The 16,772-nt window shown below is 72.1% G+C and carries 16 protein-coding genes and 1 tRNA gene; 1 reads left to right on the top strand and 16 read right to left on the bottom strand.

Annotation, left to right across the window (positions count from 1 at the left end; all coding sequences use genetic code 11):
• Positions 1-2: 2 nt before the first annotated feature.
• The 14 genes from AAEP80_RS09090 to rplU all read right to left on the bottom strand — a co-directional run bounded on the left by AAEP80_RS09090 (position 3) and on the right by rplU (position 12,401).
• A complete protein-coding gene (locus AAEP80_RS09090; RefSeq protein WP_420366782.1) occupies positions 3-1,622 on the bottom strand; it encodes a DNA polymerase Y family protein in 1,620 nt (539 codons plus the stop codon).
• Complete coding sequence (locus AAEP80_RS09085) at positions 1,619-2,266, bottom strand: hypothetical protein (protein ID WP_420366781.1); 648 nt, start codon at positions 2,264-2,266, stop codon at positions 1,619-1,621. Before AAEP80_RS09085 ends, AAEP80_RS09090 begins: the two co-directional genes overlap by 4 nt.
• A 283-nt stretch (positions 2,267-2,549) precedes the next feature.
• Positions 2,550-4,097 carry an anthranilate synthase component I family protein gene (locus AAEP80_RS09080; RefSeq protein WP_420366780.1) on the bottom strand — a complete coding sequence of 516 codons (1,548 nt, stop codon included), beginning with the start codon at positions 4,095-4,097 and terminating at the stop codon, positions 2,550-2,552.
• Positions 4,076-4,999: an aldose 1-epimerase family protein gene (locus tag AAEP80_RS09075; RefSeq protein ID WP_420366779.1), complete on the bottom strand. Its 924-nt coding sequence runs from the start codon at positions 4,997-4,999 to the stop codon at positions 4,076-4,078. The genes AAEP80_RS09080 and AAEP80_RS09075 overlap by 22 nt, the downstream gene beginning before the upstream one ends.
• 70 nt (positions 5,000-5,069) lie before the next feature.
• Positions 5,070-5,145 (bottom strand) — tRNA-Ala (locus tag AAEP80_RS09070).
• A 100-nt stretch (positions 5,146-5,245) separates the two neighbouring features.
• Positions 5,246-5,620, bottom strand: a complete 375-nt coding sequence (gene rsfS / locus AAEP80_RS09065) for a ribosome silencing factor (protein ID WP_281267390.1) — start codon at positions 5,618-5,620, stop codon at positions 5,246-5,248.
• Positions 5,621-5,718: 98 nt separating this feature from the next.
• Positions 5,719-7,146, bottom strand: coding sequence for a hypothetical protein (locus AAEP80_RS09060; protein ID WP_420366778.1), 1,428 nt, complete (start codon positions 7,144-7,146; stop codon positions 5,719-5,721).
• A complete protein-coding gene (nadD, locus tag AAEP80_RS09055) occupies positions 7,143-7,742 on the bottom strand; it encodes a nicotinate-nucleotide adenylyltransferase (RefSeq protein ID WP_281267388.1) in 600 nt (199 codons plus the stop codon). Before nadD ends, AAEP80_RS09060 begins: the two co-directional genes overlap by 4 nt.
• A gap of 11 nt (positions 7,743-7,753) precedes the next feature.
• Entirely contained in the window at positions 7,754-7,954 is a 201-nt protein-coding gene (locus tag AAEP80_RS09050) for a hypothetical protein (RefSeq protein ID WP_281267387.1), read from the bottom strand.
• 41 nt (positions 7,955-7,995) lie between these two features.
• Positions 7,996-9,261: a glutamate-5-semialdehyde dehydrogenase gene (locus tag AAEP80_RS09045; protein WP_420366777.1), complete on the bottom strand. Its 1,266-nt coding sequence runs from the start codon at positions 9,259-9,261 to the stop codon at positions 7,996-7,998.
• Positions 9,262-9,356: 95 nt separating this feature from the next.
• Positions 9,357-10,175, bottom strand: a complete 819-nt coding sequence (gene proB, locus AAEP80_RS09040) for a glutamate 5-kinase (protein WP_420366776.1) — start codon at positions 10,173-10,175, stop codon at positions 9,357-9,359.
• A gap of 7 nt (positions 10,176-10,182) precedes the next feature.
• Entirely contained in the window at positions 10,183-11,703 is a 1,521-nt protein-coding gene (obgE, locus tag AAEP80_RS09035) for a GTPase ObgE (RefSeq protein ID WP_281267384.1), read from the bottom strand.
• Between the two features lie 125 nt (positions 11,704-11,828).
• The gene (gene rpmA / locus AAEP80_RS09030) at positions 11,829-12,080 is read right to left on the bottom strand and encodes a 50S ribosomal protein L27 (RefSeq protein ID WP_071298800.1); all 252 of its coding nucleotides are present in this window, start codon (positions 12,078-12,080) and stop codon (positions 11,829-11,831) included.
• 12 nt (positions 12,081-12,092) lie between these two features.
• Entirely contained in the window at positions 12,093-12,401 is a 309-nt protein-coding gene (gene rplU, locus AAEP80_RS09025; RefSeq protein WP_281267383.1) for a 50S ribosomal protein L21, read from the bottom strand.
• Positions 12,402-12,572: 171 nt separating this feature from the next.
• Between rplU and AAEP80_RS09020 the strand changes: the two genes are divergently transcribed.
• The gene (locus tag AAEP80_RS09020) at positions 12,573-12,845 is read left to right on the top strand and encodes a DUF4031 domain-containing protein (RefSeq protein WP_281267382.1); all 273 of its coding nucleotides are present in this window, start codon (positions 12,573-12,575) and stop codon (positions 12,843-12,845) included.
• A gap of 82 nt (positions 12,846-12,927) precedes the next feature.
• On the opposite strand, the gene AAEP80_RS09015 is transcribed toward AAEP80_RS09020, so the two are convergent.
• Positions 12,928-13,797 carry a hypothetical protein gene (locus AAEP80_RS09015; RefSeq protein ID WP_420366775.1) on the bottom strand — a complete coding sequence of 290 codons (870 nt, stop codon included), beginning with the start codon at positions 13,795-13,797 and terminating at the stop codon, positions 12,928-12,930.
• Between the two features lie 2 nt (positions 13,798-13,799).
• The gene (locus AAEP80_RS09010; RefSeq protein WP_420366774.1) at positions 13,800-16,694 is read right to left on the bottom strand and encodes an Rne/Rng family ribonuclease; all 2,895 of its coding nucleotides are present in this window, start codon (positions 16,692-16,694) and stop codon (positions 13,800-13,802) included.
• Positions 16,695-16,772: the final 78 nt, after the last annotated feature.

Here is a 16,772-nt window from a genome sequence, read left to right as displayed (position 1 = left end):
GCTCACGTCGCCACCGCTTCCGCCCACCACCGGTGGTCCGCCAGCACGAGGTACCAGGCGCGTCCCTCGGCGTCGACGAGCTGCAGCCGGTGCAGTCGTCGTCCGCCGGCGTCCCACCAGCGCACGACGAGCGGCCACGGCCCCGCCCACGCCGTGACCGGGGCGAACCGGCCACCGCGGTCCGCCTCGGCGCGGAACCGCTCCGGCGCTCCGGAGAGCACCCCGCGGTCGTCGACGTCGACGCTGCCGCCGTCCGACGCCACCACGTCCACCGGACGCGGCCGTTCGAGCACCGTCGCCGGCGGTGGCCCCGGCAGCTTGCCCGGCCAGGGACGGTCGGCGACGGACGCGAGGTCGGCGGCGGGAGCATCGCCCCACGGCACGAGCACGACCCGCTCGGACAGGGTGCGGCCACCACCGACGCGCGGCGTCACCACCCCGTCGTGACCGACCATGCCCTGCACGCGGGCGAGGCCGTGGTGCACACGTTCGTCCGGCCCGGACCCCCACAGCCCGCGCTCGTGGTTCGCCATGTCGTCGACCGCGACCGGTTCGAGCACGACCGAGGTCACGGGGGCTTCGAGCCCGGTCGGGTCGACACCGCCGGCGAGCTGCCAGCGCACCCGGTCGACCACGTCGGCGGCGTCGAACCAGCGCGGGTGCGCCCACGTGCGTTCGAGCAGGATGTCCCGCTCGTCGACGATGCCGACGCGGATGGTCGTCGCGACGAGCCCCGCGGCACGGAGCCGGGCGGCGAAGTCGTCTGCCGTCCGCCGGAACGCGAACGCGATCTGGTCGGCACGGTCGAGCGGCGGCTCGAACGCGGCTTCCACCCGGAGTTCGGGCGGGACCGGCCGCGACGAGACCTCCCGCGGGTCGCGTCCGCCCGCGAGCCGGTGCAGGAACGCGCCGGCGACCCCGAAGCGGTCGCGGACCTGCTCGTCGGTGAACGCGGCGAACTCCCCGAGGGTGGCGATGCCGAGCCGCCCGAGCACCATCGCGAGGTCGGCGTCGCCGAGGACACCGAGCGGCAGGTCGGCGAGGAACTCCGCCGAGCCGTCGACGGGCACGATCCGGACGCGCTCCCCCGGGCGGACCGGCCGGGCACGTGCCGCCTGGTCCGCCGCGAACGGTGTGTCCGCCACCCCGGCACGCACCGCGGGGGCACCGTGGTCCGCCGCGATGCCCGCGAGGGTCGCCGCCGCTGCCCGCTCGCCGCCGTAGTAGCGCGCCGGGCCACGAGAGCGCAGCGCGACGGTGCCGGGTCGCAGGACCTCGACCCCGGGGACCGCCGCTTCGACCGCGCGGATGACCGGTTCGAACGCACGGTGGTCGAGGCCCTCGTCGTAGGGCTGCACGACGAGCTCCGGGCAGCGCGCCTGAGCTTCGCGCACGCGGAGTCCGCGCACGACGCCTGACTGCCTGGCCGAGGCCGAACTCGCGAAGACCTGCCCCTTCGACACCACGGCGAAGGGCTGTTCCGGCGGCACCCCTGCTGCACGGGCCGCGGCGATGACCGGCCAGTCGGGGCACCAGAGCACGATCGTCCTGGTGGGTGGGGGCTCCGGCATCGCGGCGCCCCGGACGAGTGCGTCGGCACGGATCCGACCGCGCCCGATCACGACGCCACCGCCACGGGGCGGAAGCCACGCGTGTCGCCGGGGAGCACCACCGGCGCCTGGACCGCTGCCCGCACGACGCCGTCCGCAGCCGGGAGCAGCAGCTCGGCGCTGACCGGACGCACCGCACCGGCACGACCGGTCGCGGTCACGGTGGCACGTCGCTCCGTCAGGTGCCCGTGTCCCTGCCCGATACCGCTCCACGACGACGACGTCACCCGGAGCGTGACGTCGGCGCCCGGCCAGGAACCGAGCGCGACCAGTGCCGCACCGCGCTGCCGCAGCCGCGCGGAGAGCCGTGCGACGTCACCTGGCACCACCCGCCCGAGTGGGCGGGTGAGCACGATCTGCGCGACGTCGGCCATCGCGGAGGTCACCGCGAGCCACTGGTCGCCGGGGTCCGGCACGAGCACGAGTCGTTCGAGGTCGATGCCGGCGGCAGCTGCTGCCTCGACGCCGAAGGACGGCACGCCCACGACGGCGCACCACGCCCCCGCCGCCGAGGCCGCCTGCAGCATGGTCATCGCGAGCAGGACGGACTCCGGCACGGCGTAGGTCCCGCCCACACGGATCGCACCGCCGGGCAGCAGCGGCTCGAGCGCCGGGGAGGTGGGGAGCCCCGCGGTGTCGACACGCGTGGCTTCCATGTCGGCGACCCGCGACCGCAGGGACGTGATCCGGTCGAGCGCCGCCCGCGCATCAGCGATGTGGTCAGCCCCACGCGCAGCACCACCCCGCGCAGCACCGTCCCGCACAGCACCGTCCCGCACAGCACCGTCCCGCCCGGGGCGCGGTGCGCGAGCCCCGGGCGACCGGAGTGCCGCCGCCGTCTGCATCACATCATGTTCGAACACGTGTTCGATGATGTCAATCGGGACCGACATTCTGTGGACAACGATTCGAACACGTCTTCGAACACGACTCGTGCGGCTACCAGTCGGCGACGACCCCCATGCTGCCGAGCACCGACCGGGTCTTCGTCAGGGCCTCGTCCGCCTCGTCACCGGCGACCGAGGACCACGTCACCGCTCCCCCGGCACCGAGCGTCCGCGACCGGACCGCAGTCCGCGACCCGGCAGCACCACCGTCGTCGAGCACCGTCACCAGTGTGCGGATCACCACCGACAGATCCACCGCCCCGCTCGTCGAGAAATACCCGATCGCTCCGGAGTACACCCCGCGCGGCCCGCCTTCGAGCCGCGATGCGATCGCCATCGCGCTGGTCTTCGGCGCACCGGTCATCGAACCCGGCGGGAAGGCCGCACGGACCACGTCCGCCCGCGACACGCCCTCCGGCAACACGGCACCGATCGTCGAGACCATCTGGTGGACGCTCGCGTACGTCTCGACCGCGCACAGCCGGTCGACGTGCACCGAACCGGGCACCGCCGTGCGGAGCAGGTCGTTCCGCAGCAGGTCGACGATCATCACGTTCTCCGCGCGGTCCTTGACGCTCGCCGCGAGCTCGTCCCGCACCGCGAGATCTTCCGCAGGGTCCGCCTCGGGGCCCGTGAGCCGCCGCCTGGTCCCCTTGATCGGCTCGGCGAGCACCTTGCCGTCCGCGCCGATCCGCAGGAACCGCTCCGGCGACCTGCTGGCCACGCGCAGCGGGCCGAGCCGCAGGTAGGCGCCGAACGGGACGGGGTCCGCCGCGCGCATCCGCAGGTACTCGACAAGGTGCGGGTCCGTACCGGGACCAGCCAGGGCCTCCTGTCCGGTGCCAGGTACCGAGAAGGCGGTGGTGAGGCAGACCTGGAACGCGTTGCCGTCGCGGATCTCGGCGCGGCACGCGTCGACCGCGGTCTCGTAGGCGGCGCGTGACACGCGGCCGATCGCCGGACCGGACGGGAGGCTCGGGGGCACGTCCCGGACGTCGGCCGCCGGTCCGCCGTCCGCCACCGTCCCGAGCCATGCCCGGTTCGCCGCCGACGCGTCCGGTTCCGCGTCGTCGACGAGCGCGAGCGCCCATGCCGCACCGTCGTCGCGGACGACGACGGCGCGGTCGACGAACCGCAGGTCCGCGTCCGCGTGTCCGTCCGCGGTGCGGTCGGGACCGCCGGACTCACGACCGAGCTCGTAGCCGAGGAACCCGACCCACCCGAGCGCGAACCCCAGCCCCGGGATCGGCTCGGCGAGTCGGGGCGTCAGCGCGAGCAGGTCCGCGAGGACGTCGAAGGCCGGACGGTCCTCGGAGCGGGACGCGCCGAACCATGCCAGGAGCGGCATGGACACGTCGAGGTGCGCGCGCCGGTCCTGGTGCCGGAACCGGGCGGTGAACGCGCCGTCACACGGCGCGAGGACCGACCAGCGTGCCCGGTCCCGCGCGCTGTCGGGCGCCCCGACGGGCACCGAGGAGTCCAGCCAGACGACGTCGCCCCCGAGCGTGCCGGCGAACGACACCGGGTCGACGCCGTCGAGCTGCCGGATCTCGATGCGCGGGGAACCGGCTCCCGAGGTCAGATCGCGGCGATCGTCCATGCGGCGGAGTGTGCGGCGCCTGGGTCGAGCACGACGAGCCCGCGCTCGGTGCCCGCGTTGAAGGCGTCGGGCGCACCGGTCATCGGCTCGACGGCGAGACCGGCGCGGTGGTACTCGGGGACGACGTGGTCGGCGGTGTGCACCTGGACCCACGGGCACTCCGGCCCGAACGTCACCCGTACGCCGTGTCCGTCGCGGGCGGTCAGTGCGATCGTCGCGGTGCCCTCGGCGTCGCGGTCGAAGCCGGTGAAGGCGTGGTCGACGAACCGGGGGCCGATCGCGGTCGGGGTCCTGAGGTCGAACTCGTCGTGCACGGGGACGAGCGCCGTCGGGATCAGCCGGTCCGCGGTGACCTCGAGGACCTCGGCCGCCGGCAGCGTCAGCGTCCAGTCGTCCACGGTCCCCTCGCCCGCGCTCAGGTACGGGTGCGGACCGGTCCCCCACGGTGCACGATCGTCCCCGGTGTTCTTCCCCGTGATCGTCGTGCGCAGTCCCCCGGCGTCGAGCCGGTACTCGACGTGGACCACGACGCGGAACGGGTACCCGGCCTGCGGCGCGATCGTCGTCATCAGGACGACGCGGTCCGGCTCGTGGAGCGCGACGGCGAAGTCGGTCCACCCGACGAGGCCGTGCAGCGCGTGCCCGCGTGCGGGTTCGGACAGGGCCAGCTCGTGCTCCTGCCCGTCGAAGGTGTAGCGGCCGTCGACGACCCGGTTCGGCCACGGCGCGAGGACTGCGCCACGGAACACCGGACGGACCTCGTCGGCGGCGAACGGCACGACCAGGTCGCGGCCGCGGTGCTGGATCGAGCGGAGGGTCGCCCCCACCGTCGCGATCTCGGCGGTGTAGCCGGCGGCCGAGATGGTCAGCTGCGAACCGGACAGCGGGGCGTCGTTGCTCATGCGATCAGCGTAGTGGGAGCGCAGAACACAACGAAGAAGCCCCGCTCTCCTGTGGAGAGCGGGGCTTCGGTGGTGGATCTGAGGGGACTCGAACCCCTGACCCCCTGCATGCCATGCAGGTGCGCTACCAGCTGCGCCACAGACCCATTTCGTTTCTCCGACTTCCCGGAGGCACCAGTGCAGCGTACACCATGCGCGACCCGGGGAGCGAAATCGGGGCGGGACCCCGGGCGCGTCGGAGACGGGCTACGCGGTGTGCTCGGCCGGGATCTCGAGCGGGATGGTCGGGCAGTCCGACCAGAGGCGCTCGAGCGAGTAGTACTGACGGTCTTCTTCGTGGAAGACGTGCACGACGACGTCGCCGAAGTCGATGAGGACCCAGCGGCCCTCGCTCCGGCCTTCCCGACGCAGGGTCTTCGCACCGGCCTGGAGCATCCGGTCCTCGACCTCGTCCGCGATGGCCATCACGTTGCGCTCGTTGCGCCCGGTGGCCAGGAGGAACACGTCGGTGAGCTGCAGGGGCCCGGTCACGTCGAGGGCGACGAGGTCGTCTGCCTGCTTGGCGTCAGCGGCGCCGGCGGCGATCTGTACGAGTTCCAGTGCGCGAGGAGAGGCGGTCACGGAGTCCTTCCGGTTGTCATCCGACACTTCCGCCGGATGGGACACGATCATAGGTCACACCACCGACGGCGGCGAGGGGTGGGCACCGACGGTGGACGTCAGGACCCGAAGAAGTTCGTCGTCACGAGGGCGACGATGATCACGGTCGCCGCAGCCACGCCGACAGCGGTCACGGTGATGCCGAGGATGAGCGGCGTGCGCGACTCCTTCGGCTTCGCGGCGGCGAGCACCACCTGGCGGGTCGAGGTGTGGCTCGACACCGCACGGCTCGCCCGGACGGGGCTGGCATCGGTCTCGGGCTGCTCGTCGTGCTGGTCGAGCAGGCGGTCGACCTCGGCGCCGTCGATCGGCCGGTGCGACCCGGTCGAGGACAGCGATGCCGGCAGGTCGATCGAGCCGGTGAGGATGACCTCGCCGGTGGCGTTCAGCGCACCGGTCGGGTCCGCGAGGGCGGAGTTCGGCAGGATCAGCGCGTTGGTGCGCGTCTCGGCGACACGGCGTGTGCCCGTCTCCTCGTCGTGCACCTCGGCGTCGTGCGAGTCGTGTGCCTGGGTGGACCAGTGCCCCGTCGGCGCCTCGAACGCGGTGGTGACGGGCTTCGGCTCGACCGGGCGACGGAAGGCGGAGCCGGCGGGCGCCGGCGTGGGCTCGTCCTGCGAGGTCGATCCGTCCTGCGCCTCGGGCGACTGGATCGGGACCTCGTTCGTGTCGTCGTCGTCGGCGTCGAGCGAGAGCGGGAAGACGCCGGGGGCCGAGGCAGCTGGCGGCTCGTCCGCCGGAGCGACGATGTCATCGACCGGCTGCGCCTCGGGAAAGTCGTCGGCGTCCGCCTGCGGTGCCCACGTCGAGCGGTGGCGGCGCGGCTCCTCGGCGTGCGCCGCGGCTTCGTCCAGGGGTTCGAGGTCGTCGGGCGAGCCATCGGCGGAGGTGGCCTGCTCGACGGCGGCCGGGTCGAGCTGGGTCGGACCGGACGACTCCGGAACGGCTCCGGGCTCGTCGTCCGTGGCGGATGTGACCGGCGCGTTCGACCCGGCGAACCCGGACGGAGCGGTCGGCGCTGCCGCACGCTCGTCGGGCGACAGGGAACCGACGGTCCCGATGACGTCCTGCACGGTGCGGTCGGAGGACTGTGGCGTGGGGTTCTGCAGCGGGACGGGACGGACGCCCTGCCCCTCGGCCGCACGCATCTGGCGGATCTGCCGACGGGTCAGCCCGCCGGTACCCGGCACGATCTCGGTCGCGGACGCCGGTGGCGGCGACGGGACCCCGGCCGACGCCTGCGGCGGGACCGCGGAAGAGGAGGGCGCCTGGACGGGTGCGGCGGCCGCGGGTGCGACGTGCGACCCCGGGCGACGACGCCCGGCATCGGCCGACGTCGGCGTGTCCGAGGAAGTGGTCCCCGAGGAGACGGGCTCCGAAGCCACGGTCGGCGGCGGGGTCACGGGCTGCGCGCCGGCGTTCGCCGCGCGCTCACGCTCGCGCGCCTGGCGCCGCGACAGTGGCGGCTGCGCGTCGGACGGACTCATGCAACGCTCCGATACAGATGGTGCTTGGTGATGTACTGGACGACACCGTCGGGGACCAAGTACCACACGGGGTTTCCGCGTCTCACCCGGTCGCGGCAGTCGGTCGACGATATGGCCAGCGCGGGGACTTCGAGCAAGCTTACGTCGCGTTCGGGCAGACCGGTGATGCTGAGGTTGTGACCCGGGCGGGTCACCGCGACGAAGTGCGCGAGGTCCCAGAGGCCATCATGGTCTTTCCAGTCGACAATCTGCTGGACGGCGTCTGCGCCGGAGATGAAGACGAGCTGCGCATCGGGCCGCTGGTCGTGCAGGTCACGGAGCGTGTCGACCGTGTAGGTCGGGCCCGGCCGGTCGATGTCCACGCGGCTCACCGTGAACATCGGGTTGGATGCGGTCGCGATGACCGTCATCAGGTACCGGTGTTCGGCGTCGGTGACGCCCGACTTCATGTAGGGCTGTCCGGTGGGGACGAAGACGACCTCGTCGAGGTCGAACGACTTGGCGACCTCGGACGCGGCCACGAGGTGGCCGTGGTGGATGGGGTCGAACGTGCCACCCATCACACCGATGCGGGGCCGCCCCGAGCTCTCGAGCATCGAGCAGCGCGTCAGATCTTCGTGTGGCCGAACTCGTCCACACCGGTCTCGTGCGTGCGGGTGGCCTCGAACTTGTTCGAGTGACGGTACGCGACGTCACGGAAGGACCACGTGACGAACCCGAGGAGCGTGAAGAACGCTGCGGCCACGACCGGGAAGATGAACGCGGGGACCCCCGAGGCGTGCTCGGCGGCTTCTGCGAGGAGGGTCATGCTGCGGTGCTCCGATCGGTCGAGGAAGACTGCGGACCAGTCTAGCCGCGGATCTGACCCTGTCCGCGCACGACCCACTTCGTGCTGGTCAGTTCCGGCAGCCCCATCGGCCCGCGCGCGTGCAGCTTCTGAGTCGAGATGCCCACCTCGGCGCCGAAGCCGAACTCCCCGCCGTCGGTGAACCGCGTCGACGCGTTCACCATCACCACGGCGGAGTCGACGGCCGCGATGAACCGCTCGGCGGTGTCGACGTCGTTCGTCACGATCGACTCGGTGTGGTGCGTCGACCACTTCGCGATGTGCGCCATCGCACCCTCGACGTCGGGCACGACCCGGATCGAGAGGTCGAGGTCCATCGACTCGGTCGCCCAGTCGACGTCCGTCGCACGGAGCACACCCGGCACGATCGCACGGGTCTCCTCGTCGCCGCGCAGGGTGACCCCCGCCGCGCGCAGCCGTCCCGCGAGGGTCGGCAGGAGGCGTTCCGCCGCACCGCGGTGCACGAGCAGCGTCTCGAGCGCGTTGCACACGCTCGGGCGCTGCACCTTGCTGTTGAGGACGATGTCCACCGACCGTTCGAGCGGGGCGGACTCGTCCAGGTACACGTGCACGACGCCGGCACCCGTCTCGATCACCGGCACCTGCGACTCGGTCACGACCGTCTGGATGAGCGAGGCGCTCCCCCGCGGGATGAGGACGTCGACGAGCCCACGGGCGCGCATCAGCTCCGTGGCGCCCTGCCGCCCGAACTCGTCGATGGTCTGCACGAGGTCGCGTGGCAACCCGACCGACTCGACGGCGTCCTGGATCCGCGCGACGAGCACGGCGTTGGTGCGCTGCGCCGCTGACCCACCCCGCAGGACGACGGCGTTGCCGCTCTTCAGCGCCAGGCTCGCGATGTCCACGGTGACGTTGGGACGTGCTTCGTAGATCGCGCCGACGACGCCGAACGGCACGCGGACCTGGGACAGCTGCAGTCCGTTCGGCAGGACCGAGCCGCGGACCGACTGCCCGACCGGGTCCGTGAGTCCGACGACGTGCTCGACCGCCGCCGCGAGGGCCTCGATGCGGGCCGGGTCGAGTCGCAGCCGGTCGAGCAGCCCGCCGGTCAGGCCGGATTCCTCACCGGCGACCAGGTCGCCGTGGTTCGCCGCGACGATCTCGTCGGTCGCGGCACGGACCGCCACGGCGATCGCGCGGAGCGCCGCGTCCTTCGCCGCAGTGGTGGCGGTCGCCAGCGACGCCGCCGCCGCGCGGGACGCGACGAGCTTGTCCGAGAGGGTCGGTGCGGGAGCGGTCAGCGACATGGCTCGATTGTAGGTCTGCCCGGGTCCGGATGACGGCGGACGCGAGCCGACGGGTCCGGTCGACCAGAGCCTCCAGTCCGGGTGTCCGGACCGGCTCAGGAACGCGGCGCCGCGTGGAACCAGGTGCCCACGTGCTCGCCGGCCAGCGCCTGCGCGACCAGCGCGGTGTCGGTGACCAGGACGGACGTCCCGGCCTCCGCTGCGAGCCGGGCGGCAGCGACCTTCGTCCCCGCTCCCCCGGTGCCGACGCCCGCTGCGCCGACGGACCCGAACGTGACCCCGGCGAGCTCGTCGCCGAACGGTACCTCGTCGATCCGCTCGGCACCGGGCTGCTCAGGGGGCCGCGTGTACAGCGCCTCGATGTCGGAGAGCAGCACGAGGGCGTCTGCGCCGAGCAGTCGTGCGACGAGGGCCGCGAGCCGGTCGTTGTCGCCGAAGCGGATCTCGTGGGTGGCCACGGTGTCGTTCTCGTTCACGATGGGCAGCACCCGGAGCGCCAGCAACCGGTCGATGGCCCGCTGCGCGTTCACACGGTGGGTCGGGTTCTGCAGGTCACCTGCGGTGAGGAGGATCTGCGCCGCGACGACACCGTGCCGGTCGAGCTGCTGCTGGTACCGGAACATGAGCACGTTCTGCCCGGTCGCCGCCGCCGCCTGCTGGGTGGCGAGGTCGTCGGGCCGCCCCTCGAGCCCGAGGAACGGGAACCCCGTCGCGATCGCACCCGACGACACCAGGACGACCTCGGTGCCCCGTCCGTACGCCGCGGCGAGGGCGTCGACGAGCGCACCGATCTGCCCGGTGTTCGGACCGCTGACCGACGACGACCCGACCTTGACCACGATCCGTCGAGCGCGCGGGATGTCCTCGCGCGACGTGACGGGGCCGAGGGCGGTCTGGTCGGTCGTGTCGGTCATGTGCTGGTCAGTCCTCTTCCGCGGGGTCCTCGTCCGCCCACAGCCCGGACTTGCGCTCCGACTCGAGTTCGGCGCGCGCGGCGGCCTTGGCGTCCATGCGCTCGAAGTACTCCTCGCGCCGCTGGTTGCGGGTCGGACGCATGTTCATGTCGACGCGGGCGTCCGTCCCGCGGGCGCTCGTGATGAGTTCGGCGGTCGACGTGAGCGTCGGCTCCCAGTCGAAGACCATGCCGCCCTCGCCGCCGATGACGACGGTCGACCCGGCGACGGCTCCGGCCTTGAAGAGCCCGTCCTCGACACCGAGCTTCGCGAGCCGGTCGGCCAGGTAGCCGATCGCCTCCTCGTTGGTGAAGTCGGTCTGCTGGATCCAGCGCTCCGGCTTCGTGCCGCGCACGCGGTAGAAGCGGTGCTCCTCGCCGCCCTCGGCACGGACGGTGAACCCGCCCTTGGCGTCGACGGCCTTCGGACGGATGACGATGCGCTCCTGGACCGGCTCGGCCGAGGCGGTGGCCCTGGCCTGCTCGACGATGTCGGCGAGGGCGAACGTCAGCTCGCGGAGGCCTTGGTGCGACGCGGTCGAGATCGAGAAGACGCGGTAGCCGCGCGCTTCGAGTTCGGGCGTGACGAAGGCAGCGAGTTCCGCGGCATCGGGCACGTCGACCTTGTTGAGCGCGATGAGCTGGGGGCGCTCGGCGAGCGGGACCTGTCCCTCGGGCACCGGGTAGCGCTCGAGCTCGCCGAGGAGCACGTCGAGGTCGCTGATCGGGTCGCGACCGGGGTCGAGCGTGGCGCAGTCGATGACGTGCAGGAGCACCTCGCAGCGCTCCACGTGCCGGAGGAACTCCAGGCCGAGGCCCTTGCCCTCCGATGCGCCCTCGATCAGGCCCGGGACGTCGGCGACGGTGAAGCGGACCTCGCCGGACTCGACGACCCCGAGGTTCGGGGTGAGGGTCGTGAACGGGTAGTCCGCGATCTTCGGCTTCGCGGCGGACACCGCGGCGATGAGCGAGGACTTGCCGGCGCTCGGGTACCCGACGAGTGCGACGTCGGCGATGGTCTTGAGCTCGAGCCGGACGTCGCCGGACTCCCCCTCGGTCCCGAGGAGTGCGAACCCCGGCGCCTTGCGCTTCGTCGTCGCGAGCGCGGCGTTGCCGAGGCCACCCTGACCGCCCTGGGCCACGACGACGCGCATCCCGGGCTCGGTCATGTCGGCGAGCAGGTCGCCGTTCTCCTCGAAGACCACGGTGCCGACGGGCACGGGCAGCTCGAGGACCTCCCCGGAGATGCCGCTGCGCATGTCGCCCATGCCCGGCTGACCGTTGCGGCTCGAGCGGTGCGGTGAGCGGTGGTACCCGAGCAGCGTCGTCACCTGCGGGTCGGCCACGAGGACGATGTCGCCACCGTCGCCACCGTTCCCACCGTCCGGGCCGGCCAGTGGCTTGAACTTCTCGCGACGAACGGACACGCAGCCGTTGCCGCCGTTCCCCGCGCTGAGGTGCAGGATCACGTCGTCGACGAACGTCGCCATCGGTTGTTCACACTTTCGTAGAAATGGGAAGGAGGGGCAGGCACTCGGCCTGCCCCTCCTCCTGAGACTTGCGTCGCCGTCCGCTCACGCGGCGGCGATGTCGTCAGCAGCGCTTGTGGTGGGTGCTACGCGTTGACGATGTTGATGACCTTGCGGCCACCCTTGGTGCCGAACTCGACCGAGCCGGCGGCCAGGGCGAACAGCGTGTCGTCGCCACCGCGGCCGACGTTGGCGCCCGGGTGGAAGTGCGTCCCACGCTGGCGGACGATGATCTCACCGGCGTTGACGACCTCGCCACCGAAGCGCTTCACGCCGAGGCGCTGTGCGTTCGAGTCGCGACCGTTGCGAGTGGAACTCGCACCCTTCTTGTGTGCCATGAGGAGACTCCCTTACGCGATCTTGGTGATCTTGACGCGGGTCAGCTCAGCGCGGAAACCCTGGCGCTTCTTGTACCCGGTCTTGTTCTTGAACTTCTGGATGACGACCTTCTTGCCGCGGAGGTCCTCGAGCACCTCGGCGGTCACGGTCACCTTGGCCAGGTCGGTCGCGGCGGAGGTGATGTTGTCACCGTCCACGAGGAGCACGGGCGCGAGCTCGATGTTGCCCTTGTCATCGGCCTTGGCGCGATCGATGGTGAGGATCGTGCCGACCTCGACCTTCTCCTGACGGCCGCCGGCGCGCACTACTGCGTAAACCACGTGGAAATCCTTACGTAACTCTGCTTGAGGGAAGTCTCGGGTGCCCAGGCGCGATCTGCCCAGTCGGACTGGGGATCGACGACACAGGCAGAACCGCCCGTTGACACCAGGGATCGAGAATACTCGATGCCCATGGGTCCGGTCAAACGGCGACACACGTAGTCTGTCGGAGTGACCGTGTTGATCGACCCACCGACGTGGCCCGCACACGAAACCGTGTGGTCGCACCTCGTCAGTGACCTATCGTACGCGGAACTCCACGAGTTCGCTGCACGGGCCGGTGTTCCGCGGCGTGCGTTCGACCACGACCACTACGACGTGCCGCTCGCGCGGTACGACGAGCTCGTGGCGCTCGGTGCGACGCCGGTCACCGGCCGCGAGCTGGTGCTGCGGCTCATCGCGAGCGGGCTGCGGGTCGCGCAGCGGGACAAGCGCGTCTTCTAGACCGCGCCGGGCGCCGGCCTGGAGGCTCGGTGCGCGTCCGCCGGGTCGGTCGCGTCCGTCCCGTGGTCGCGCCGGCAGCCCGTCAGCGAGCGGGCGGTGGGCCCCACGGGTTCGCCGGGGGCTGCTGCCCGTACGGCTGCTGCTGCGGGTACGGCTGGCCCTGCTGATGGCCCTGCTGCTGGGCCACCTGCTGCGGGGGCTGCGGGGCGAACGACGACGGCTGCGGGGGCTGCACCGTCGCGGGCGGGACCGCGTCGGCGGGGCGCACCGTGCCGGGCATGCCCGCGCGCGGCCCGGGCCGCGCGCGGCGTGGACGGCCGAGCCAGAGCCACGCCACGGTCGCCGTCGCGAGGAGCATCGCCGTGAGCGGCACACCGCGCTGCAAGGGCGCCGTGACGACGTCGATGACCAGGCGTCCGGGACCGGCGGCGATCGTCCCGTACGCGCCCGTGAAGACGCCGACGAGCGCGAGCGCCACCGTGCCCGCCGCCCCGCCGAGCACGGCACGGAGGAGCACCACCGGCAACGGGCTCCGACGCGTGATCGGCGTGAGGAACGCGAGCCCGAGGAACGCCCCCGCGTAGAACGGGAACGGACTGAGGAACACCCCCGTCGCGAAGCTCAGGATGACGCTCTGCCCGCCGTACGACTGGAACGGGCTGACGGTGATGCTCGTGCCGAGCAGGCCGATGAGTCCCGAGACTGCCTGGATCGCGATGAGCCCGACCACCGCGATGGCCGCACCGGCGACGGTGGCCGCCGAGGCACCGGGCGCGAAGGCCCTGGTCGGGTCCCCCGCACGCCGCGGCGGACGCGGCGGTGCGGAGGGCCCGGTACCGAGAGCCTGGGCACCGGCGGGCTGCTGGGGCGGCAGCGGCGGCTGGTGCTGCTGCTGCCACCCGGCGCCGTAGTACCCGCGGTCGTGCTGCGGACGCTGCTCGGGGTTCGTCACCGTCAGTTCCCCAGGATCACGGTGCCGTCGTCGGTCGTGCCCTCGTCGGCGCTGGCCGGCGCGCTGATGCTGCCAGACGACACCCGACGCGAGCGAGCGCGTCCCTGACCCGGCTGCTTCGGCTCGGGCAGCGCCTGCAGCACCGAGTCGAGCAGGGAGTCGGCGTCAGGGGCCTTGCGCGGCTCGCGCTTGGTGACCGCGACGGGGATGTCGAGGATCGCGACGGTGGTGTCCGCCGGCGTCACGGGCGTCGAGGACGACACCCGTCGACGGGTCGGCGCGCTCTCCTTCGAGGCCTCGACGACGGGCACCGCGGGCGCGACCGGCGCACCCGCGACGGAAGCGGACGAATCGGCCGAAGCGGACGAACCGGCCGAGGCGGACGAATCAGTCGAAGCAGCCGAGGCGGCGGCCGGGATCGTCAGCACGCCGTCGGTGGACGCCGGGGCGGTCTGCTCGGAGCTCGCGCGGCCACCACGACGGCGACGACGCTTCGCGCCACCCGAGGACTCGCCCTCGGTCGACTCGGCTGCCGGAGCGACGACGGGCGACACCGGTGACTCGGAAGGAGCCGAGGCGGCCGACACGGGCGAGGCCACGCCGGTGTCGGCGGGCTCGTCGTGCGGGATGGTCGACGCGGCGATCCGTGACAGCGCGTTCTTGACGTCGTCCGTGATCTGGTGCGCCTGCGACGACTTCTGGTCGTGCGACCCGTTGCCGTTCGACCCGTTGCCCGACCCGCCGTTGCTGCCGTTCGACCCGCCGTTGCCCGACGTGCCACCCGAACCGCCACGACCCTTGCGACGGCCCTTGGATGGACCGGGGTCCGCGTTGTTGTCGTTCACCTGCGCGTTGACCTCGGCGAGGGACTCGCGGAGCCCGACGCCGATCTTCTTGCGGGTCATCTGCACGAGGCCGAGCGAGGTGACCTCCGCGACCTGGTGCTTCGTGCGGTCGCGGCTGAGGCACTCGATGAGTCGGCGCAGCACGAGGTCGCGGTTCGACTCGAGCACCATGTCGATGAAGTCGACGACGATGATGCCGCCGATGTCGCGCAGGCGGAGCTGGCGGACGATCTCCTCGGCGGCCTCGAGGTTGTTCTTCGTGACGGTCTCCTCGAGGTTGCCCCCCGAGCCGACGAACTTGCCCGTGTTGACGTCGACGACCGTCATGGCCTCGGTGCGGTCGATGACGAGCGAACCACCCGACGGCAGCCAGACCTTGCGGTCGAGCGCCTTCTCGATCTGCTCGTTGAGGCGGTACTCCTCGAAGGAGTCCGGGCCGTCGTAGATCTCGACGCGGTCCTTGAGGTCCGGCGCGACCGCGTCGAGGTACTCCTCGATCGTGCCGCGGGCGGCGTCGCCGTCGATGATCAGCTTCGTGAAGTCCTCGTTGAAGACGTCACGCACGATCTTGACGAGCAGGTCCGGCTCCGAGTGCAGCATGACCGGGGCGTGCCCGTTCGCCACCTTCTTCTGGATGGCCTCCCACTGCGCGGTGAGGCGCTGCACGTCGCGGGTGAGCTGCTCCTCGGTGGCGCCCTCGGCAGCGGTGCGGACGATGACGCCCGCGTGCTCCGGCAGCACCTCCTTGAGGATCTTCTTCAGACGCGCACGCTCGGTGTCCGGGAGCTTCCGCGAGATGCCGTTCATCGAGCCGTTCGGCACGTACACGAGGTAGCGGCCGGGCAGCGAGACCTGGCTCGTCAGACGGGCGCCCTTGTGGCCGACGGGGTCCTTCGTGACCTGCACGAGGACCTTGTCGCCCGGCTTCAGGGCGGCCTCGATGCGTCGGCCGTGGTTGCCGGTCTCGACGGAGTTCCAGTCGACCTCGCCGGCGTAGAGCACGGCGTTGCGCCCGCGGCCGATGTCGACGAACGCGGCCTCCATCGAGGGCAGCACGTTCTGGACCTTGCCGAGGTACACGTTGCCGATGAGCGACACGTTGTGCGACTTGGTGACGTAGTGCTCGGCGAGGACGTTGTCCTCGATGACGCCGATCTCGATCTTCTGCGCGGAGGAGCGCACGATCATCTGGCGGTCGACGCTCTCGCGACGGGCGAGGAACTCGTCCTCGGTCACGACCTGACGACGACGTCCGGCGTCACGGCCGTCGCGGCGGCGCTGCTTCTTCGCCTCGAGACGGGTGGAGCCCTTCACCTTCTGCGGTTCGGTGATGTACTCGACCTCGCGGCGGCGGGGCTCCTGGTGGTCGCGCGGCTCACGCGGCTCCCGGTCGGCACTCGAGCCACGACGACGGGTACGGCGGCGGCTGCCACCACCCTGCTCGTCGCGGTCGTCCTCGTCGTCCCAGCGGTCGTCCCGCTCGGGGCGCGCCGCACGCTGCGGGAGCTCCGGCAGGACCGGGGCGTGGAAGATCAGGCTGAGCGTCGACGTCGCCTTCGGCACGACGGGCTCAGCGGCCATCTCGGCAACCGGTTCCTCCGGCTGTTCGGCGACGACCGCGGACGCATCCGTGTCGTCGGCGCCGGACTCCGCGACCGCGGTCGCCTCGGCCTCCGCCGCGACCACCGGCAGGTCGCCGGTGAGCGTGCTGACGTCGTGCGCGTCCGTCGTGCCGGTGACGACCGAGACCTCGACCGAGACCTCACTGGTCGCGTCCGTCGCAGCGTCGGTCGCCTCCGGACGGGAGGCGGTGCTCGCGTCCGTCACGAGCGTCGCGTCCGCCGCGGCGTCCGTCCCGGAACCGGTGCCGGTCTGCGCGACCGGTTCGGTGCCCGAGACGGCGACCGTCTCGACCGCGTCGGTCGACGGCTGGGCGCCACCACGGGCCTCCAGGCTGCCGGCCGACCGTGCGCGGCGGCCGCCGAACAGGCGGCCCCGTCGCTTCGGTGCGCTCTCGTCGTTGTTCGTGTTGTTCTCGTTCTGCTCCACCATGTGCTGGTGCACTCCTCGACCCCGCCCTCACCCCGAGGGGCGGCGGGAACTTGTGTAGTTGTGGCGGGCGGCGACCAC

This window comes from Curtobacterium sp. L3-7 (genome assembly GCF_048756585.1).
Classification (GTDB): Bacteria; Actinomycetota; Actinomycetes; order Actinomycetales; family Microbacteriaceae; genus Curtobacterium.
Note: the sequence above shows the minus strand (reverse complement) of the source record. Positions and strands in the feature narration are given on the sequence as shown.